The organism is Streptomyces sp. NPDC053673, from assembly GCF_055585225.1.
In genome coordinates this window covers 164,170-182,770 of sequence record NZ_JBVJKN010000013.1, presented here as the reverse complement: position 1 = coordinate 182,770, position 18,601 = coordinate 164,170, and the positions used below count along the sequence as shown (strand labels likewise).

The following is an 18,601-nucleotide window of genomic DNA, read 5'->3' as shown; positions in this document are numbered from 1 at the left end:
CGTCATGTTCCCGGCTCCTTCATGTGCTCGTCGCCATGTGCCCTGCGCTGCGCCCATGTGCCCTGCGTCCATGTGTCCTGAACCCTCATGCGTCCGCTGCCTTGTCGTCGCAGCGCAGGACGAAGCCGACTCCCCGTACGGTGTGGACGAGCCGCGCACGGCCGCCGCTCTCCAGCTTGCGCCGCAGGTAGCTGACGAAGGTGTCGACGGCATCGGTGCGGACGTCGAAGTCGTACCCCCACACGCGGTCCAGCAGCTGATCTCTCGTCAGCACGATGCCCACGTTGCGCGCGAGGACCTCCAGCAGCTCGAACTCGCGCCGGGTCAGCGACAGTGGCTCCCCGTCCAGACGTGCCTCGCGGGCCGCCGGATCGAGCACGAGCGGACCGACGCGCACCACGTCCGTGTCCCTGGGCGGCCGCCGGCGCAGCAGCGCCTCCAGCCGCAGCACCAGTTCCTGCAGCGCGAACGGCTTGACCAGATAGTCGTCGCCACCTGCCTGAAGTCCCGCGATCCGGTCCGCTGTCTCGTCCAGCGCCGACAGCATCAGGACGGGTACGTCGTTGCCGTCGTCGCGCAGCGTCCGGCACACCTCGATTCCGTCGATGTCCGGCATGGAAATGTCCAGCACGAGGACATCGGCGGCCCGCTGCCGTACATGCGCCAGAGCGGGCCGTCCGCCCTCGGCCAGGGACACGGCGAAACCGGCCAGCCGCAGTCCTCGCTCCAGCGACCGCCGGATCGCCGGATCGTCGTCCACGACGAGCACGCGTCCCTGGCCCGCGCGTCCCCGGCCGATGTCACCGTCCATCCGCTCGCTCCCGTCCTCGCCGCTCCCGCACCGTGCCGTGCAGATGATCGCACCGGGACCGCCGACGGGCTACGGTCGGTCACGGGTGACCGGTCCCCGGTCGCCGTCCGGCACCGCCGGCCCGATCGGCTGGCCCCACCGGCACCGGACAGGCAAGCTGGGAGCGTGGCAATCCATGAGCCCGCAGCCCATGCCATGAGCATGTGGATCACCTCGATCCTCGTACCGGCGGCGGAGAGGCGATTGCGCGATGCACCGATCAGGAGGTCCGAGTCATGAACGAGCAGGACCGCGGGGTGGCGCCTGAGCAGCTGGAGGACGCGCTGCTGCTCAAGGAGCTGGAAGCCGTTCATCGCACACGCCACGAGACCCTGCTGCACGGTTCCGCGGACGCGTTGGCCACCCACACCCAACGGATGGCCGCGCTGGAGAACGAATACCTGCGGCGTCATCCTGAGCGCGCGCCGTCGGCCGGCCGTACCCGCGCAGGCGCACGTGCCCGCGAAGCGAGCGGCGGACAGCCGTGAGGTGAAGGCCGTTGGCCTCGGCGAAGGCAGTGCGGATCGGGAAGGCAGTGCGGATCGGGTCGAGCACCCGGGTACGGAGCCGTCCCGGCCGCAGGACGGGGCCGGGACGGCGAGGTGTTGTCCGGTCAGGCCGGGGCGCCGGAGGTCACGGCGCACTTGCCGCGGTCGGCCTTCACCGGGCCTGCGGCGCTGGGCCGGACGTCGAAATCGAACATGGCGGTGGGTACGTACAGCGAGCAGCAGGCGTTGGGGATGTCGACGATGCCGCTGATGCGTCCCTCTATGGGGGCGGAGCCGAGCAGCAGGTAGGCCTGCTCTCCGCTGTAGCCGAACTTCTTGAAGTACTCGACGGCGTTGAGGCAGGCCCGGCGGTAGGCGAGCGTCGCGTCCATGTAGAAGTTCGTGTCCGTGTCGTGGTCGACGGAGACCCCGACGAAGGAGATGAACTCCGTGTACCGGGGGTCCACATTGCCCGGCATGAAGAGCGGGTTGGTGGAGACGCCGTACTTCTCCATGCCGCCCTTGATCAGGTCGACATGGAAGTCGATGAATCCGCCCATCTCGATGGCGCCGCAGAAGCTGATCTCCCCGTCGCCCTGGCTGAAGTGCAGGTCGCCCGCGGAGAGCTTGGCGTCCTTGACGTACACGGGGAAGAAGGCCCTCGAGCCGCGGGTCATGTTCTTGATGTCCTGGTTACCTCCGTTCTCACGGGCCGGCACCGTGCGTGCGCCCTCCGCGGCGATGCGCGTGGCGAGGTCACCGGTGGCCGTGCCGGCGAGCGCGTTGTTGCTGTCCGGCGGTACCGCGAGGGGCGGTACCCGGTTCGGGTCGGTCTCGATCAGCGCCTTCTCGCGGGCGTTCCAACGGGTGAGCATCTCGGCGGACGGGGCCGTGCCGAACAGCCCGGGGTGGGTGATGCCGGTGTAGCGGATCCCGGGAAGGTGGCGGGAGACTGCCTGCTGACCGTGGAGGTCCCATATCGCCTTGTAGGAATCGGGGAAGTAGTCGGTCAGGAAGCCGCCGCCGTTGGCCTTGGCGAAGATGCCGGTGTAGCCCCAGCCCTGGCCTGCCGCGTCCCCGGTCTGCTGGGGAACGGGGCCGAGGTCGAGGATGTCGACGACGAGCAGGTCGCCGGGTTCGGCGCCCTCTATGCCTATCGGGCCGCTGAGCATGTGGGGGATGGTCAGATCGATGTCGCGTACGTCGTTGGCGGAATCGTTGTTGCCGACCTGGCAGTCGGTCCAGTCACGGGTCTCCAGGCGGAACTCGGCCCCCGGCTTCACCATGACGACGGTGGGAACGTCCGGGTGCCACCTGTTGTGTCCTGGGACGTCCTGGTCACGCATCGACTTGCTCTGGTCCACGTTGAATATGACTTCGGGCATGACAGCCCCTCTTTCTGGTCCTTTCAGGATGGTGCGGTCGCACTTCCGGCCGCCGCGGCGGCTTGGGCCGCCTGGCGCGAATTCCGGGTGAGCGGCCAAAGCGCTCCGAACACCACCACGCCGAACACCGCGAGCGCGATGGCGGTTTCGGTGGGGGTCACCCAGTAACCGGATAGCAGCAGCGCCGCGGGAATCACGCCGGTGACCCAGCCCTGGATCGCCGTGACCCAGCCCGTATAGGTTTGGAGGCTGTCCATCTTGAGGCCGAGCAACAGGAAGAACAGGAACCACAGGAATGCCCAGTAGAGCCAGATGACCCCGAACGGGTAGTCCCTGAAGAGCCGGAAAGTGACGAACGAGTACCCCAGGGCCGCAACCGCGACGAACAGCGAATAGTAGCCGACGCCGGTACTGTCGAGACCGGCGAGGAGGCCCACGCCTACATACAGGTAGGTGAAGCCGAACAGATAGATACCGGATGCCGCCAGGATCCCTCTGGGGTCGCCGGCGGCGGCGAAGATGAGATAAGTCGGCGTCAGCACCTGCAGTGCGCCCACGAAGAGGTTGAACACCGCTGCCGCCTTGGCGTCGACCTTCCCGAGCAACAGCATTCCGTTGATGAAGAGCACCGCACCGACAAAGAGCAGTCCCACGTTTCCCACGGGGACGCACCTCCTAAGTCCGCGTGGACGCCCTCAGGGACGCGGCAACCGCGAGAGCGCGGGGTGTGGGTGCCGTGGCACCCTTCTGCGTGGCGGCACTTCGGAGACTACTGCCGGGGCCTCACGGGCCCGCTCCTCCTGGTCATGAAGGGCGGCGACCGCGTGCGAGGTCAGCGTGAGACCGGGCGAGGTGTACACACGTCTCGCAGCGCCTGTGCAAACAGGGCAGCCATATGTGCTGGGCGCCGTTCCGATCGCCAACTTCACGTCGAATGGCCCACATCGGCTGCATAGATATTCATAGGTTGCCATCAGCAGCCTCCGGATGCCGGTGGACGCTGGCCAACCCGAGTGCGTGCGGTGCGCCCCGATTAGCGCACGCCACAGCGCATTTCCTACCTTCAAGGAGACGTCTCGTAAATCGACGTGTCAAGTGCCGGACGGCCGGGCCTGGACCTTCTCGGAGCGACCCGACGGCCGGCCCGGCAGCTGCTGCCGCAAGACCCACCGCGAGACTCGAAGCGGCATACAGCAAGGATTTGCCGACCTGCCCTTTCTCGCACAGGTGGACCAACTCGTAACTGAATGTGGAGAACGCCGTACGTAACGCGCAACTGCCCCGACGGCGCCGCCGCACTGACGGCGAGCAGGATGATCAGCGCACCCACCAGCCGTATCGGCGGGAGCGCCCGACGCCGCGCGTCGAGCCGTATGCGCCGGGCCACCGTCAGCCTGCCGATGACCGGGCCCAGAACGGTGGCGGCCGGGCCGGCGATGAGGCTCCCGAAAATGTTCAACGCCGCGGCTGCGTAGTGGCCGTGGCCCAGCAGGCGATCGGTGCGGAACGGCTCCCGGATTCCCGTCACAGGCCTCATCGAAATAGCCGTATCCCTATCCACCGGAGCGCCTCCCCGTTATCCCTGGGGATTGCAGCGCCGACGCACGCTCGACTAAAATTCAAGATCATCGGTGTTCGACCGGTTTACCGGTGCCCTACCCGTTCACCGGAGCAGTGGCCCCACCGATGGAGGACGGCCATGGCAAAAATTCTTGCGGTGCTCTATCCGGATCCCGTGGGCGGTTATCCTCCCGACTACGCCCGCGATGAGATTCCCACCATCACCGGCTATCCGGGCGGTCAGACCGCGCCGACCCCGCAGGCCATCGATTTCACCCCGGGGCACCTCCTCGGCTGCGTCTCCGGAGAACTGGGACTGCGCCGGTTCCTGGAGGACCGGGGTCACACCTTCATCGTCACGAGCGACAAGGAAGGGGCGGACTCCACCCTGGACCGCGAGCTTCCCGACACCGACGTGGTCATCTCGCAGCCGTTCTGGCCCGCCTATCTGACCCCCGAGCGGATCGCCGCGGCTCCCCGGCTCAGACTCGCGATCACCGCGGGGATCGGGTCGGACCACGTCGATCTGCCGAGCGCCATCTCCCATGGCATGACCGTGGCCGAGGTGACTTTCAGCAACAGCATCAGTGTGTCGGAGCACGCCGTGATGCAGATCCTCACCCTGGTGCACAACTACATGCCGGCTCATGAGTGGGTGACCACCAAGAAGGGCTGGAACATCGCCGACAGTGTGTCGCGCGCCTACGACCTGGAAGGTATGCACGTCGGCGTGCTCGGCTCGGGCCGGATCGGCCAGGCGGTACTGCGTCGCCTCGTGCCGTTCGACGTCACCCTGCACTACTGCGACGTGCACCGACTGCCTCGGGAGGTCGAGGAGGAGCTCGCGCTGAACTGGCATCCCGACGTCCGTTCCCTGGCTCCCGCGATCGATGTGCTGTCGATCCACACGCCGCTGCATCCGCAGACGCAGAACCTCTTCGACGACGACCTGATCGGGGCCATGAAGCGCGGTTCGTACATCGTCAACACCGCACGCGCCCTCATCGTCAACCGGGACGCCGTGGTGCGTGCCCTGGAGAGCGGCCAACTGGCCGGCTACGCGGGTGACGTCTGGTATCCGCAGCCGCCGCCGCCCGACCACCCCTGGCGCACCATGCCGCACGAGGCGATGACGCCGCATGTGTCCGGGTCGACCCTCTCGGCGCAGGCGCGGTACGCGGCCGGCACCCGGGAGATTCTGGAGTGCTGGCTCGACGGACGCCCCATCCGCCCGGAATACCTGATCGTCGACGGTGGCGGACTGGCCGGGGCGGGAGCGCGCTCCTACACCGTCGCCGGATAGCGGAGAATTGACCAGCTCAGTTCAGTTCGGAGCTCAGTTCTGCTCGGCTCGGCTCGCCAGAAAATGAGTGAAGATCAACCACGTGGGTGGCCGCGTGGGCGGGCAATGACACCTCTCAGGGCGCCTTGACTCCTGTGAGCCGGTTCACTGCATTTTTTACTGGACGGGGGCGGCGAAGAGCTTTAGCGTCGTTAATTACATTTTTCTTTTTTGAATGCAGTGGCATCGGCGCCGCGCATATCCGAGGAGATTGGCGCTTCGCAGGAATACCAGGGTGAGGCCGGAGAGGTGGATCAGTGAGCATGGACGCCGTGTGGGTCCGGGGCGTGAACGGCATTCAGATGCATCACGTGACCGATCTTCAGGATGCCGGCAGGTTCCTCGGCAACGCAGCAATGGCACTGCGGGCCGCGCACGTACGGACCGGCGCCGACCGGTACTCGAACATCGCCGCCGAGCTCAAGGCCCTGGTGGCGCGCGTACGGGAGCTGGAGGACGAGGCGCGGTCGAACATGCACGACCTGCACGCCACCGACCCCGAGCGGTTCATCCGCTGCCGGGACGGTCACGAGGCGTGGCCCGGTGAGATCCAAGCCGGCTTCATCCCGCGCCACACCTGCAAGGACGAATGCCTTTACCACGATCGCGACGTCCTCGACGCCATCATGCAGTGCACCTGCGGCCGGCCGCCGTGCCAGGCGTGCGAGGTCGGAGGAAAGCTCTGACGAGCCGGATGTGAAGACGGATCCCCCGCCATGGCGGGGGATCCGCTTTTTTCGCCTCAGGTCACTGGTCGGCGGTGGCGAGGAACTGGGTGGCGGCGAGCTCGGCGTAGAGCGGGTCGGCGGCGACCAGCTCGCGGTGGGTACCCACGGCGCGTACCCGGCCCGCGTCCATGACGACGATGCGGTCGGCCATGGTGACGGTGGACAGCCGGTGGGCGACCACCATCACGGTGGTGGTACGTGCGACGTCGGCGACGGTGTCACGGAGCGCGGCTTCGTTGACGGCATCGAGCTGGCTGGTGGCCTCGTCGAGCAGGAGCAGCCGGGGGCGGCGCAGCAGCGCCCGGGCGATCGCGACGCGCTGGCGCTCGCCGCCGGACAGCTTGGTGCCGCGATGGCCGACGAGGGTGTCCAGGCCCTTCGGGAGCCGATCGACGAGACCGTCGAGCCGGGTGGTCCTCAGCACGCGGAGCAGGTCGCTGTCGCCGGCGTCGGGGTTGCCCAGCAGCAGGTTGTCCCGCAGCGTGCCGGAGAGTACGGGGGCGTCCTGTTCGACGTAGCCGATCGCGGAACGGAGCTCGGGTATGTCCCACTGGGCGAGGTCGCGGCCGTCGAGCGTGATCCGGCCCGCCCCGGGGTCGTAGAACCGCTCGATGAGTGAGAAGACGGTGGTCTTTCCCGCACCCGAAGGGCCGACGAAGGCCGTCATACCGCGCGGCGGTACGGCGAAGCTCACGCCGTGGTGGACGTACGGCAGATCGTCCGCGTAACGGAACAGGACGTCCTCGAAGGCCAGCGCGGCGGGTTCGGCGCCGGCGGCGGGCAGGGGTGCGGGACGGGCCGGCGGCTCGGCCGGCAGCCGCAGCGCCTCCTGGATACGGGCGAGGGCGGCAGCTCCGGCCTGGTACTGGGTGACGGCGCCGACGACCGACTGGATCGGGGACATCAGGTAGAAGACGTACAGCAGGAAAGCGACCAGAGTGCCGACGTCGATCGCGTCGGTCGCGACCCGGGCGCCGCCGACCGCGAGCACGGTGATGAAGGCGATCTGCATCGACAGGCCGGCCGTGTTCCCGGCCAGCGCCGACCACTTGGCCGCCCGTACGCTCTGCCGCCAGGACTCCTCGGCGGCCGCGTGCACGGTCTGCTCCTCGCGGTGTTCGGCGCCGGAGGCCTTCACGGTGCGCAGCGCGCCGAGGATGCGTTCCAGGGACGCGCCCATCGCGCCGACCGCGTCCTGTGCCTGCCTGCTGGCCTTGTTGATACGGGGCACGATCACGCCGATCACCGTGCCCGCGCCCAGCACCACGCCGAGAGTGACGGCCAGCAGGACCGGGTCGACCAGGCCCATCATCACCAGCGTGGCGACGAGCGTGAGCCCGCCGGTGCCGATGCCCACCAGGGAGTCGGTGGTGACCTCGCGCAGCAGCGTGGTGTCGGAGGTGACGCGGGCCATCAGATCGCCGGGTTCACTGCGGTCCACGGCGGCGATGCGCAGTCGCAGCAGGTACGACGACAGGGTGCGCCGCGCGCCGAGTACGACCGACTCCGCGGTGCGCCTGAGGACGTAGGAACCGAGCGCGCCGATCCCTGCGTTCGCGACGACCAGAGCCGACATCAACAGCAGAGCGCCCGTGATCGAGCGCTCGTGGGAGAGTGCGTCGATGAGGGACTTGGCCACCAGCGGCAGCGCCAGCCCGGTGGCCCCGGTGACCAGCGCCAGCACGGCTCCGGCGAGCAGCGTCCAGCGGTGCGGTCGTACGTATCCGAGGAGCATGCGCCAGGCGGGCGTGGAGGGCTTGGCGGGCCCGGTGGCCCGGGTGGCCTCCGTGCGCGGGGCCGGTGGGGCGGATTCTGCCGTGGTGGCCACGGGCGCTCCTCGTCGTGGTGGTGTCGGTGGGCCGGGGACCGCCTGGGCGGGGAGGCATCAGGCTACGTCCACGCCGGGGCGGGGCATGGACGCAGGGTGCCGCCCACGCGAATCGAGACGCGCCGCCGGGCGAGGTGGTTGAGGGATGGGGGCGACCGGTGCCGTCGCTGTGGCGGCCGCGGCCCCACTCGGTTGTACTCGTCGCACGTGCGTTCTTGTCGCATGTGGCGGAGACGGCGACCGGGCGACCGGGTGCAGCGGACATGGCAAGGCATCCGCTCCTGCCGCGTCGGCCCGGCGGGGGCAGGGGGCGGCCACCGGCCGCTCCGCATCCCCGCCTCGGTTAGTGTGATTTTGTATGAATTGCGCCGAGGTGCTGCACTCGCCGTGTGCCCGTAGCGCTCGGCCGGAAGTGCGCCAAGAGTGCCCGGCAGGCGGAGCGCCCCACGCTCCCCGGGGTTAGGTCGATGCGTTGGACACACACGAGCCGGCGAGCGATGTGCCGGACCAGCCCCTGACGGCGGTCGGGTACGCGGGAGTGCTCCGCGACCTGCTTCCGATCGCGCTGTGGAGGACCGATGCGCAGGGGCTCCTCGTGGAGTGGTCGCTCGCCGCCCAGGACCTGCTGGGCCACCTGCCGGAAGAGGTGCTCGGCCGCCACGCCGTCCCGGCTCTGGTGCCCGAGGCCAACTGGGAGCTGGCCGAGGAGCTCGCGGAGCGGGTCCTGGACGGTGAGGCGGTGATCGGGACGCTCCCGGTCCGCCACCGCGACGGGCACTTCGTGCAGATGGAGATGTGGATCTGCCCCTCCGGGGATCCGCACGGGGAGACGGGCGTCATGGTCATCGCCGCGGAGACGTCCGCGGTACTGCGCATGCGGGATTCACTGGCGGCCCTGGAAGGCCTCTTCACCCAGTCACCCATCGGGCTGGCCATGCTCGGGCCCGATCTGCGTTATCTGAGGGTCAACGACGCCCTGGCGCGTATGAACGGCGTCCCCGCGGCCCGGCACCTCGGCAAGCGGCCCACCGAGGTCGTGCCGGGGGTGAAGGTCGAGGCACTCGAAACACTGATGCGAGAGGTCCTGAAGCGCGGTGAGGCGGTGGTCGACGAGCGGGGCACCGGTCGTACGCCGGCCGATCCCGATCACGACCGGATGTGGTCCTGCTCCCTCGCCCCGCTGCTCGACGGCGGCGGGCGGAGCCTGGGCCTTGTCGTCTCCCTGATCGACATCACCGATCGGCAGGAGGCGCAGGTCCGGGCCGAGCGGGCCCAGCGGCGCTTCGCCCTGCTGGCCGAGGCCGGCGCGCGCATCGGGACGACCCTGGATCTGCGGCAGACCGCCGAAGAAGTCGTGCGGATGCTGGTGCCCCGGGTGGCCGACTCGGCCGACGTACAGCTCCTGGAGGAAGTGCTCGGCCCGGATGAGCCCGCCGCGTCCTGCCAGGGGGTCCTGCGCCGGATGGCGGCCGTGTTCCCCGATCCGGACGCCCCCACCGCGAAGCTGGATGTGGGCGCGACCTTCCAGGTCCCGCTCGGCTCGGTGTACGAACGGGTCATCGCCGAGGGGCGCCCCATGAACCTCTACCGGAGCGATCTCCCGACGCTGTTCCCGGGCCGGCAGGGCGAGCGGCTGCGTACGTATTTCGGTACCCGCATCGGCTGCGCGCGACTGGTCCCGCTGGTCGCCCGCGGCACCGTGCTCGGCACTGTGGTGCTGACACGCACCCGCGACCGTGAACGGTTCGACGAACAGGACCGGGTGCTCATCGACGACCTGGTCGCCCGTGCGGCACTGCACATCGACAACGCGCGCATGTACACCAGCCAGCGTGAGGCGGCCCTCACCCTGCAGCGCAGCCTCACGAACAACGCGCTGCCCGAAGTGACCGGCCTGGAACTCACCGGGCGGTACCTCCCGGCCAGCGGCCACGAGGTCGGCGGCGACTGGTTCGACGTCATCACCCTCCCCGGCGGCAGAACCGGGCTGGTCATCGGGGACGTCATGGGGCACGGAATCCATGCGGCGGCCGTCATGGGCCAGCTGCGCACCGCGGTGCGCACGCTGGCACGGCACGACGTCCCCCCGGCCCGGATGCTCCGCTCCCTGGACGCGGCCGTGGCCGACCTGGGGGAGAACGAAATGGCCACGTGCGTATACGCGGTCCACGACCCGGCCGCCGACGGCTGCGTGATCGCCAGGGCCGGCCATCCACCACCGGCCATGGTCGACGTCGGGGGGACGATCGCGTTCCTCGACGGCTCCTCGGGCACGCCCCTGGGAACGGGCGGACAGGACTTCCGGACCGAGCAGGTGCCGCTGCCCCCGGGGAGCCTGCTGGTGCTCTACACCGACGGCCTGATCGAGGCCCGCGACAGAGACCTCGACCAGGGCATGGGCCAGCTCGCCGAGGCGCTGGCGCACCTCGGCCACCCGCTGGAGGAGATCTGCGACGAAATCCTCGGCCGACTGCTGCCCACGGCTGCCGAGGACGATGTGGCGATGCTCCTCGCAAGAACTCTGCGACCTCAGGCCGGCTAGGGCGAGCCCGGCAAGATCCGAACGACAGCCCTTAGGCCCAAGACCGCTTCCACGCCATCGGCCCCGAGCGAGCGGCACAACTTCCCTGCTGGTGCGGCAACTTCCTGCTCACATCGGCCGAAGTACGCCAGACCCTGCCACGTGTGGAGCGCGCGCCGACATTCGGCCCACGGGAACGCACGGCCGTCGAAGGCCAGGACTGGCTGGACTGCACGAAGGACGAGGAGAACGTCATCGACGGCCTCCGCGTCTGGCGCCGAGCCGCCGCCGGGGCCTGAGCCTGTGCGGACTGGCGCTGCACATCCCCTGAACGGGGACGCGTACGGGGACGCGTACGGCGTAGTGCGCCTGGCCTCCGTTCCGGGCATGGAGGATCATGAGAACGGCCGGAACAGCGGACGGGACGAACCCGCATGGGCGCCATCGACGACAGCCAGGACTACCCCTTCGCCATCACCAACACGGCCGCGGCCCTGCTGGACGATGCCGGGACGGTCGTGGCCTGGACGGCGGCAGCCGAAGCCCTCCTGCAGCTGCCGTCCAGCGATGTGTGCGGCAGGCCGGTACGCGATCTCCTGGCGGACGTGAACAGCTGGGACGCGGTCCTCGCGCAGAGGGATTCGTCGGCGCGGGACGGATGGGACGGCCGGGCCACCCTGCGGCACGGGTCCGGACGCGACCTCAAGGTCGGTTTCCGTGTCCTACTGCTGAACGACGGCGGACGCGACGGCGGGGCGCGCTGTCTCGTACTCTGCGCTCCCACAGAGCTGGTCGCGCAGTGGCGCCAGGACCGTGCCTTCACACAAGAGCTGTTCCTGCAAGGGCGGGTGGGGCTGGCCGTTTTCGACGCGAGCCTGCGTCTGCTGCGTACGAACACCCATCTGCTGCCGTACACCGGGGTGCCCGCCGCATTGAGCGGCCATCGCCTGGAGGACTTCCTGTACGCCGACGACGCGCGCGCCATCGAGGACCCGCTACGAGAAGTGCTGCGCACCGGTAACCCGCTGACCGGCTTCAACGCCGTCGTGCGCACCCTGGAGGACCCCAGAGGCGGCCGGATCCTGGCCATCCAGGCGTTCCGCCTCCAAGAGCCCGAAGGACATCCGATGGGGGTGGCGGCGGTGTTCACCGACGTCACCGACCACGAACGGGCCCGTGGCCGACTGGACCTGCTGTACCGCGCCACCACGGCACTGAGCGGTTCCCTGTCCGTCCTGCGCACCATCGAGGACATGGCGGGCGTCCTGGCGCCGGCGCTCGGTGACTCCGCCGCGGTGGATCTTGCGGAGACCGTGCTGACCGGCGGCGAGCCGGCCGCCGACGGGCGTCATCCGCTCGTTCTGCTCCGGACGGCCGTGGCCGGAGCGGAAGCCGGTGCGCTGCGGACGGGCACGGCTCATGTCCTGATCCCGGCCCCGGTCGAGGCCCCGTCCGCGGCCCCGGCCGACTCCGCTCCAGCCGCCGCCGCGGAAGAGCCGCCCGGTCCGGCGCGGCACTCTCAGGGCGTACTGATCACAGGGATCGACGGACAGACGGCCGCGATGCAGGACGGCGCACCCCCGGAGTGGGCCACCGCGCTCCCCGGGGCCCATTCCGCGATGAGCGCGCCCCTTCGGGCACGGGGAGTCATGCTCGGCCGGATCACGCTGTGGCGCACGGGGGACAGCCCTCCGCTGGACGAGGACGATCTGGCACTCCTGGAGGAGATCGCCGCCCGTGCCGCGCTGGCCGTGGACAACGCCCGCCGGTACACCAAGGAGCGCCGGATGGCCGTGGGCCTGCAGCGCAGCCTCCTCCCTCCGGCGACGTCGGAGACGCCCGCGCTGGAGGCTGCCAGCGTCTATCTGCCCGCCGACGCCGACAGCGGCGTGGGCGGCGACTGGTTCGACGTCGTTCCGCTGTCCTCGGCCCGCGTTGCTCTGGTGGTCGGCGACGTCGCCGGTCACGGCCTGCACGCCACGGCCATGATGGGGCGTCTGCGCAGCGCCGTGCGCGCACTGGCCGATCTCGAACTGGAACCCGACGAGCTGCTGGTGCACGTGGACGACCTGGTCCTGCAGGTCGCCGCGGAGGCCGAGAGCGGCGCGGCGGGCGACGGCGGAGAGACCCTCGCGCAGCCCCCCGGACCCGCCGGCGCCACCTGCCTGTATGCCGTCTACGACCCGTTGACTCGGCAGTGCGTCATGGCGAGTGCGGGACACCCGCCGCCGGCCGTCGTCGCTCCGGACGGCACGGTGCAGTACGTCGAACTCAGCCCCGGCCCTCCCCTGGGCGTGGGCGGCTGGCCCTTCGAACCGGCGGAGGCCCAGCTGCCCCCGGGCAGCGTCCTGGCCATGTACACCGACGGCTTGATCGAGCGCGGAGAGGGCGACATCGACGAGGGCATGCGGGACCTGTCGGACCGCCTCGTGCGCGCGGACGTGATCGGCCGGCCCCTGCGCGACGCCCGGCACGACATCGTCGCCGGTCTGCCGCCGGGGCGGCTGAAGGACGATGTCACGCTGCTCCTCGCCCGCGCACGGGCCGTACCGGACGACTCCAGCGCCACGTGGCAGCTCGACGCCGACCCCTCGGTCGTCGGCGACGCGCGCCATCTCGTCCTGGACCAGCTGAGCCGTTGGGACCTCGACGAACTGGCGTTCACCACGGAACTCATCGCCAGCGAGCTGGTCACCAACGCCATCCGGTACGCCGGCGGCCCCGTCCGGCTCCGGCTCATCCGCGCGGGCGCCCTCACCTGCGAAGTGTCCGACCCCAGCAACACCCAGCCGCGGATGCGCCGCGCCAGGACCTCCGAGGAGGGCGGCCGCGGCCTGTACCTCGTCGCCCAGCTCTCGCGCCGCTGGGGCAGCCGCTACACCCGTGAGGGCAAAACGGTCTGGTCCGAACAGGCCTTGCCCCCGCTGTGACCGAGTAAGCGCCGTGCCGTGAACCGGCCGGGCGGCCCTGGTGAGCGGGCCGCCCGGCCGGAGTCGTCACGACTGCGGGTCAGCAGGGTCAGACGTTCGGCACCTTCAGCTTGTCCCAGCTCGTCTTTCCCGGGATGCCGTCGGCGTCGCTGCCCGAGTAGCCGAGCTTGCGCTGCCAGGCGGCATACGACTTGCGGTCGGCCTCGCCCCACGTCGGGCCGGGACCGACCTCGTACCGCCCGCACCCCTCTGCCACCAGCCGCTTGCCCATCGCCGTGATGACCGCGCTGCTCCGGCCCGCGGCGAAGAACGCGGCACCGGGGAACGGCTCGTAGGTCGCCGGGGGCTTCGGCGCCGGCGGTTTCGCCGGGCCGTCCGGCCTGCCGCCGAGGCGCTCCCGGATACGGCTGCGCATCGAGTCCATCGTGAAACCGCGGGGATCGATCTTCCCCGGCTGCCACTCCTTGTGCCCGATCACCGAGCGGTGCGACCAGCCGTGCGCGCGGCAGATCGCGGCCGCCGCCTTCTCGATCGCCTCCAGCTGGGCAGCCGGCCATGGGTCGCTGCCGTTACCGAGGTTGACGCACTCGAAGCCGTAGAAGTAGCGATTGCCGTCGGTGTTGGCCTCGTTGTCGGCGGGTAGCGCCGTCTCGTTGATCACGGCGCGCAGGACGTCGTCGTCGCCGAGCCCCGCGTGGTTGGCCCGTCCGTAACCGACCAGATGGACCGAGCCGTCCTTGGCGATCACACCGTGGCACAGCGGACCCGGCAGGCTCGAATGGCCGTTGTAGCAGATGTCCACGGAGTTCTGCGTGCCCGAGGTCACGGTGTGATGGATCATCACCCCGTGCATGGGCCCCCACGGGCCCTTGTGATTGCGGTTGTGCGTACGCCAGCTCCGGTGTTCGACGACCTGCAGACCCTCGTCACGGAGGATCTTGAGGAATGTGGCGGCGGACAGAGGCGTTGCCATGGTGATGTTCCCTTCCCAGGTGGTACGTCAGTTCTCGGGTTGTCCCTGGCCGTCCTGGCCGTCCGTCCCCGCCGGTGGACCGGCCGCAGCGGCCGTCTCGGCGGCCGTCGCCTCCGCCTCGGCCGCGGCCTCCGCGGCCAGTTCCGCCTCGTTCGCCGCGGGGATCGGGCCCGCCAGCGGACCGAACGCCAGCCGCAGATCGGAGACCGAACCCTCGCCGAACACCCAGGCCAGCGGCGCGTAATGGACCTGGATCCCGCCGGGTGACCGGAGCAGCGGACGGCGGGCCGCGTCCGTGGGCCACTCGACGTCGCCCGTCGCCGTACGCGCGGCGACGATCCAGAAGTCGCCCGAGCGGTATGTCCTGCCCGGCTCGAAGTACACCTGTACGCCGTCCTCCAGCGGCAGCCAGCCGCCTTCCTGGATCCGGAGCGCACCACCCCGCGGCTTCGACGCCCCCTGCTTCGCACCCTTCGAACCGCCGGTGTGCCGGGAGCCCGCGCGGTGGTCCCAGCGCCGCAGGAACGGGTGCAGTTCGGGACGCCGTCCCAACGACGGGTGCGGCTCGGCGGACAGCCGCACCCGCCGCCCCGGCAGATCGACCTCCTCCACCCGCAGCAGCGGCAGCGGCTCGCCGCGGCTGACGTAGGCCGAGTCCGTCAACTCGACCCAGTCGCCGACGTTCAGATCGAGCTTGTCGTCGCTGCCCAGCGACGCCAGCTCCGCCCAGGTGCCGTCGAGTCCGTCGACGGCGAAGGTCACCGAGCCGTTCTCCCGGGACCACTTGAACGTCGCTTCCTGCGCCGTGCCGCCTTCATGGATCTCCACGCGGTACAGCTGGTTCTCCGGGCCCCGGTAGCGGGCGTCCGGCTTGACCAGGCACGGGTCCTCGTCCGCGTGGTCCGGGCGCTCGCTGCGCGCCGCCATCCGCGCGGTCGGGGCCTGCGCCGCCGCCCACTTGGCGAACGCCGCACGGATGTCGGCCTTGTCGCTGTCCGCCCCGTCCGCCAGCTCCAGCCGTGAGCCCGCCAGCGGCAGCACCTGCCAGACGACCTTCAGCCTCGCCGCCGTGTCGGGCATCGCGGACCCCAGCGCCACCTCCCGCAGCAGCGGGTCCTCGGCCGCGGTGACCGAGCGCTCCCACACCTTCAGATAGGCCAGATACGGGCGCTCGGCGGGCAGCCGGTCACCGGGGCGCTCCGGGTCCCGGTATCCGTCGGGCTGGTCCCAGTACGTCCAGGTCGCCGCCGCGGCCGGCGCCGCCGGGGTGTCCTTGGCGCCCTTGTTGTCCTTGTCGCTCTCGTCGCCCTTGTCGGCCGCATGCCCGTCGTCGGGGACCGGTGTGCCGGGGCGCGGACGCGTGGCGTCCAGCAGGATGCCGTCCACGTAGTAACGACCGCCCGCGATGGTCAGATCGTCGAGCTCCTGGCCGCGGCCGTCGAAGCCCACCGCGAAGCCGGTCGCGCCGGCCGGGCCGCCGTGCTGACCGATCAGATCGGCGGCGACGGTACGGGCCCGGTCCAGCTGGATCGCGGCCTGTTCATTGGCGTCCGCGTCGAGCTGGACGCGGCCCTGCTGTGCGATCACCGCCGAGTAGTGCCGGTCCGGCCGGAAGGTGATGCGGGAGATGTCTGCGTGCATGGGAAGGGGTCCCCCTCGGAAGTTCGGCGTTCGGTGAGAAGTCGTGTCGCACGGTGGCGACGAGATGGCGACGAGGCGGCGGGGATCGGTGACGGGGATTCAGGTGACGGGGACGATCCCGGCGTCCGTACCGGCCGGGGTGTACTCGGCGAGCCGGGCCCGCAAGCTGTCCATGCGCTGTGGCTGGTACAGATCGTGGAAGGCGCCCATCTCGGAGGCGTCCTCCGCGCCCCGCCCGATCTCCTCGGCGCAGCCGTGGGCCAACTGCCCGTACGCGGGCGTGCCGTACCGCTCGCCGGTGAACAGCGGGCGCACCGACCGGCTGTTCTCGTGGCCCGCCGGACCGGGCCGGCAGCGGTGCCGGCGCGGAGTGCGCGAGCCCGGCGGCACGTACGAGAACCGCACACAGCCGACGCCCCGCCGGGCCACGTGCAGCCGCCCGGTGAAGATGCTGTTCTCGGCGATCTGCACCGCATGGGTGTGGACCTCGCCGATGACGGTCGTACGGTGCGCGTGCAGCACGGCGTGCGCGTGGCGGCAGTCCGGGGCGGACAGTGCCGCCCGGTCGTGGCCGGTCGCGTCCAGGATGCTGTCCCGGATGTGGATCTCCAGCGGGTCGTGCCCCACCTCGTCGCCGATCACCTCGATCGTGCCGAGGATGCTGCGCTCGACGCTGACGCACGCGGTGGTCCGGTCGAGCACCAGGCTCGGCTCCTCGGGCGAGTGCGGGTCGCACTCCGGCTCCAACGACCAGCCCGGAACGAGCGTGCAGTGCCGCAGCACGACCGCGCCCACCGGCCCGGTGACATTGAGGCCGCGCCCGGTTATCAGCAGACCGTCCAGCACGATCCGCGGAGCGTCGTGCGCACACTCCTCCTGGGCGCGGATGTTGAGCGCGTCCGGCCGGTTGCTGTACCAGTCGAGCAGCCGGATCACCGGCCGTGTCCCCTCGGCGGCCCGCAGCTCCAGCCGGTCGCCGGGATCCAGATCGAAGTCCAGCTGCTCCTGGTAGGCGCCGCTGTGCGTGATCTCGATGATGCCCTCGGGGCCGCAGTGCCCGGCCCGCCGGTCGGTCCGCCAGTCGCCGTACGCGTCCATGATGCGCTGGTAGGACTGGCCCGGGCCGACCCGGTAGACCTTCGCGGCCGTCGGCGTCTCACGGTCGCGCGGGTACTCTCCGCCGCCCATGTCGTCCGAGAACGCGTAGTGGTAGGTGACCCACACGCCCTGCCGCGGCGCCGAGCGCGACCCGAAGGCGATCCGGCCGAGCGCCGGATCGACGGCGACCTGCCCGCGCTTGGGGCGGTAGCGCCAGTCCGTCAGATCCGCCACCACGAGATCCGACAGCGGCACCGGCTCGTCCTGGCCGTCACGCCAGATCGTGAAGGACCTGCCGGGCCCGTAGTAGTCCGCGAGCCGGTCGGCGAGCTGCCGGCGGCGGATGTACGCGGGGACGTTGTCGACCGTCGCGATGTGTGTGGCCGACGGCTCGGGCACCGGCTTGGTCACCAGCGGGCTGTCGTTGCCGAGAATCGAGAAGGTGTAGAGATTGCGGGCCCGGTCGATACAGTACGCGGGCGCGCGGGTCACGTGGTACGGCTTCAGCCGCCACACGAACAGCCCCACGCCGGCGGGGGAGTAGCCCCCCTGCGCGCGGACCGAGCCGGCCCGGCGCACGTCCACGGACTGCGCGACCGAGCCGAACGGGCCGCCCGCCAGGTCAAGAGCCACGCCCTCCCGCACGTCGACGAGCCGGCCGCGACCCCGCCGCCGCGCGTTGACGGCCTCGGTGCCCGATCCGTACAGCTTGACCGGTTGCTGATGGGACACGAGCCGGGAGAACTCCACGGCCCGCGAAGGCCATCCGGCGACCGAGTCGGCAAGCTCCTCCAGCAGTGCCAGCGTGCCCTTGCGCCGCCGGTTGGCGACGGTCGCGGCGACGTCGCGGCGCGGTGCCAGCGCCTCGGCGAGCCGGGCGCGCGAATCGCCGCCGTCCTCGCCGTCGAGGCCCGTCAGGCCCTGCGCCTGCACCCGCTCATAGCCGGGCAGCGGGGTGTAGCCGACCAGATCACCGAGATACGGAAGCACCCAGGGCGCCGCCGTCTCCACGAACCAGTCCTCGTAGCTCTGCTCGACCCCGTCCCGCACCCGGTCGACCTGCTCGGCGATCACCGCGAGCAGTGCGCGCAGCGGCTCTCCGCCCTCGGCGTCGCGCAGTCGGTGCCACTGCGGGAGCAGCTCCGCGAGGCCGTCGGGTTCCCTGCTCCGCATCTTTTCGTTCCCTTCTCCGCCCGCGCGGCGCAGCGGTGCGCCTGCCGCGGTTGTCTGCGGCCCGGCGGCCGCCCCGCCGCGGAA

The 18,601-nt window shown here is 70.5% G+C and carries 14 protein-coding genes; 6 read left to right on the top strand and 8 right to left on the bottom strand.

Going from position 1 to position 18,601, the window contains the following annotated elements:
* Window positions 1–85: 85 nt before the first annotated feature.
* Window positions 86–811 (bottom strand): response regulator transcription factor, encoded by a 726-nt coding sequence (locus ACZ6ZQ_RS20360; protein WP_469769900.1) that lies wholly within the window; start codon window positions 809–811, stop codon window positions 86–88.
* Between the two features lie 275 nt (window positions 812–1,086).
* On the opposite strand from ACZ6ZQ_RS20360, the gene ACZ6ZQ_RS20355 reads away from it, so the two are divergent.
* Complete coding sequence (locus tag ACZ6ZQ_RS20355; RefSeq protein ID WP_469769899.1) at window positions 1,087–1,338, top strand: DUF6158 family protein; 252 nt, start codon at window positions 1,087–1,089, stop codon at window positions 1,336–1,338.
* Window positions 1,339–1,463: 125 nt separating this feature from the next.
* Here ACZ6ZQ_RS20355 and fmdA read toward each other — a convergent pair whose 3' ends face one another.
* From fmdA to ACZ6ZQ_RS20340, 3 genes are read right to left on the bottom strand one after another with little or no spacing between them, the layout of a single operon-like run.
* A complete protein-coding gene (fmdA, locus tag ACZ6ZQ_RS20350; protein ID WP_469769898.1) occupies window positions 1,464–2,723 on the bottom strand; it encodes a formamidase in 1,260 nt (419 codons plus the stop codon).
* 23 nt (window positions 2,724–2,746) lie between these two features.
* Window positions 2,747–3,385, bottom strand: a complete 639-nt coding sequence (locus ACZ6ZQ_RS20345) for an AmiS/UreI family transporter (RefSeq protein WP_469769897.1) — start codon at window positions 3,383–3,385, stop codon at window positions 2,747–2,749.
* 33 nt (window positions 3,386–3,418) lie between these two features.
* Window positions 3,419–3,697 carry an FmdB family zinc ribbon protein gene (locus ACZ6ZQ_RS20340; protein ID WP_469769896.1) on the bottom strand — a complete coding sequence of 93 codons (279 nt, stop codon included), beginning with the start codon at window positions 3,695–3,697 and terminating at the stop codon, window positions 3,419–3,421.
* A 725-nt stretch (window positions 3,698–4,422) separates the two neighbouring features.
* On the opposite strand from ACZ6ZQ_RS20340, the gene ACZ6ZQ_RS20335 reads away from it, so the two are divergent.
* Both ACZ6ZQ_RS20335 and ACZ6ZQ_RS20330 read left to right on the top strand, forming a co-directional pair.
* Entirely contained in the window at window positions 4,423–5,586 is a 1,164-nt protein-coding gene (locus tag ACZ6ZQ_RS20335; protein ID WP_469769895.1) for an NAD-dependent formate dehydrogenase, read from the top strand.
* Window positions 5,587–5,888: 302 nt separating this feature from the next.
* Complete coding sequence (locus ACZ6ZQ_RS20330) at window positions 5,889–6,311, top strand: hypothetical protein (protein WP_469769935.1); 423 nt, start codon at window positions 5,889–5,891, stop codon at window positions 6,309–6,311.
* A 61-nt stretch (window positions 6,312–6,372) separates the two neighbouring features.
* Here ACZ6ZQ_RS20330 and ACZ6ZQ_RS20325 read toward each other — a convergent pair whose 3' ends face one another.
* The gene (locus tag ACZ6ZQ_RS20325; RefSeq protein WP_469769934.1) at window positions 6,373–8,088 is read right to left on the bottom strand and encodes an ABC transporter ATP-binding protein; all 1,716 of its coding nucleotides are present in this window, start codon (window positions 8,086–8,088) and stop codon (window positions 6,373–6,375) included.
* A 565-nt stretch (window positions 8,089–8,653) separates the two neighbouring features.
* Between ACZ6ZQ_RS20325 and ACZ6ZQ_RS20320 the strand changes: the two genes are divergently transcribed.
* From ACZ6ZQ_RS20320 to ACZ6ZQ_RS20310, 3 genes are all read left to right on the top strand, one after another.
* Window positions 8,654–10,723, top strand: a complete 2,070-nt coding sequence (locus ACZ6ZQ_RS20320; RefSeq protein ID WP_469769894.1) for a SpoIIE family protein phosphatase — start codon at window positions 8,654–8,656, stop codon at window positions 10,721–10,723.
* Window positions 10,724–10,866: 143 nt separating this feature from the next.
* Entirely contained in the window at window positions 10,867–11,001 is a 135-nt protein-coding gene (locus ACZ6ZQ_RS20315) for a hypothetical protein (protein WP_469769893.1), read from the top strand.
* Window positions 11,002–11,136: 135 nt separating this feature from the next.
* Complete coding sequence (locus ACZ6ZQ_RS20310; RefSeq protein WP_469769892.1) at window positions 11,137–13,632, top strand: ATP-binding SpoIIE family protein phosphatase; 2,496 nt, start codon at window positions 11,137–11,139, stop codon at window positions 13,630–13,632.
* 88 nt (window positions 13,633–13,720) lie between these two features.
* Here the strand turns inward: ACZ6ZQ_RS20310 and ACZ6ZQ_RS20305 are convergent, their stop codons facing one another.
* From ACZ6ZQ_RS20305 to ACZ6ZQ_RS20295, 3 genes are all read right to left on the bottom strand, one after another.
* Entirely contained in the window at window positions 13,721–14,605 is an 885-nt protein-coding gene (locus ACZ6ZQ_RS20305; RefSeq protein ID WP_469769891.1) for a peptidoglycan-binding protein, read from the bottom strand.
* Between the two features lie 27 nt (window positions 14,606–14,632).
* Complete coding sequence (locus tag ACZ6ZQ_RS20300; protein WP_469769890.1) at window positions 14,633–16,246, bottom strand: DUF6519 domain-containing protein; 1,614 nt, start codon at window positions 16,244–16,246, stop codon at window positions 14,633–14,635.
* Between the two features lie 99 nt (window positions 16,247–16,345).
* Window positions 16,346–18,517, bottom strand: a complete 2,172-nt coding sequence (locus ACZ6ZQ_RS20295; protein ID WP_469769933.1) for a hypothetical protein — start codon at window positions 18,515–18,517, stop codon at window positions 16,346–16,348.
* Between the last annotated feature and the right edge of the window lie 84 nt (window positions 18,518–18,601).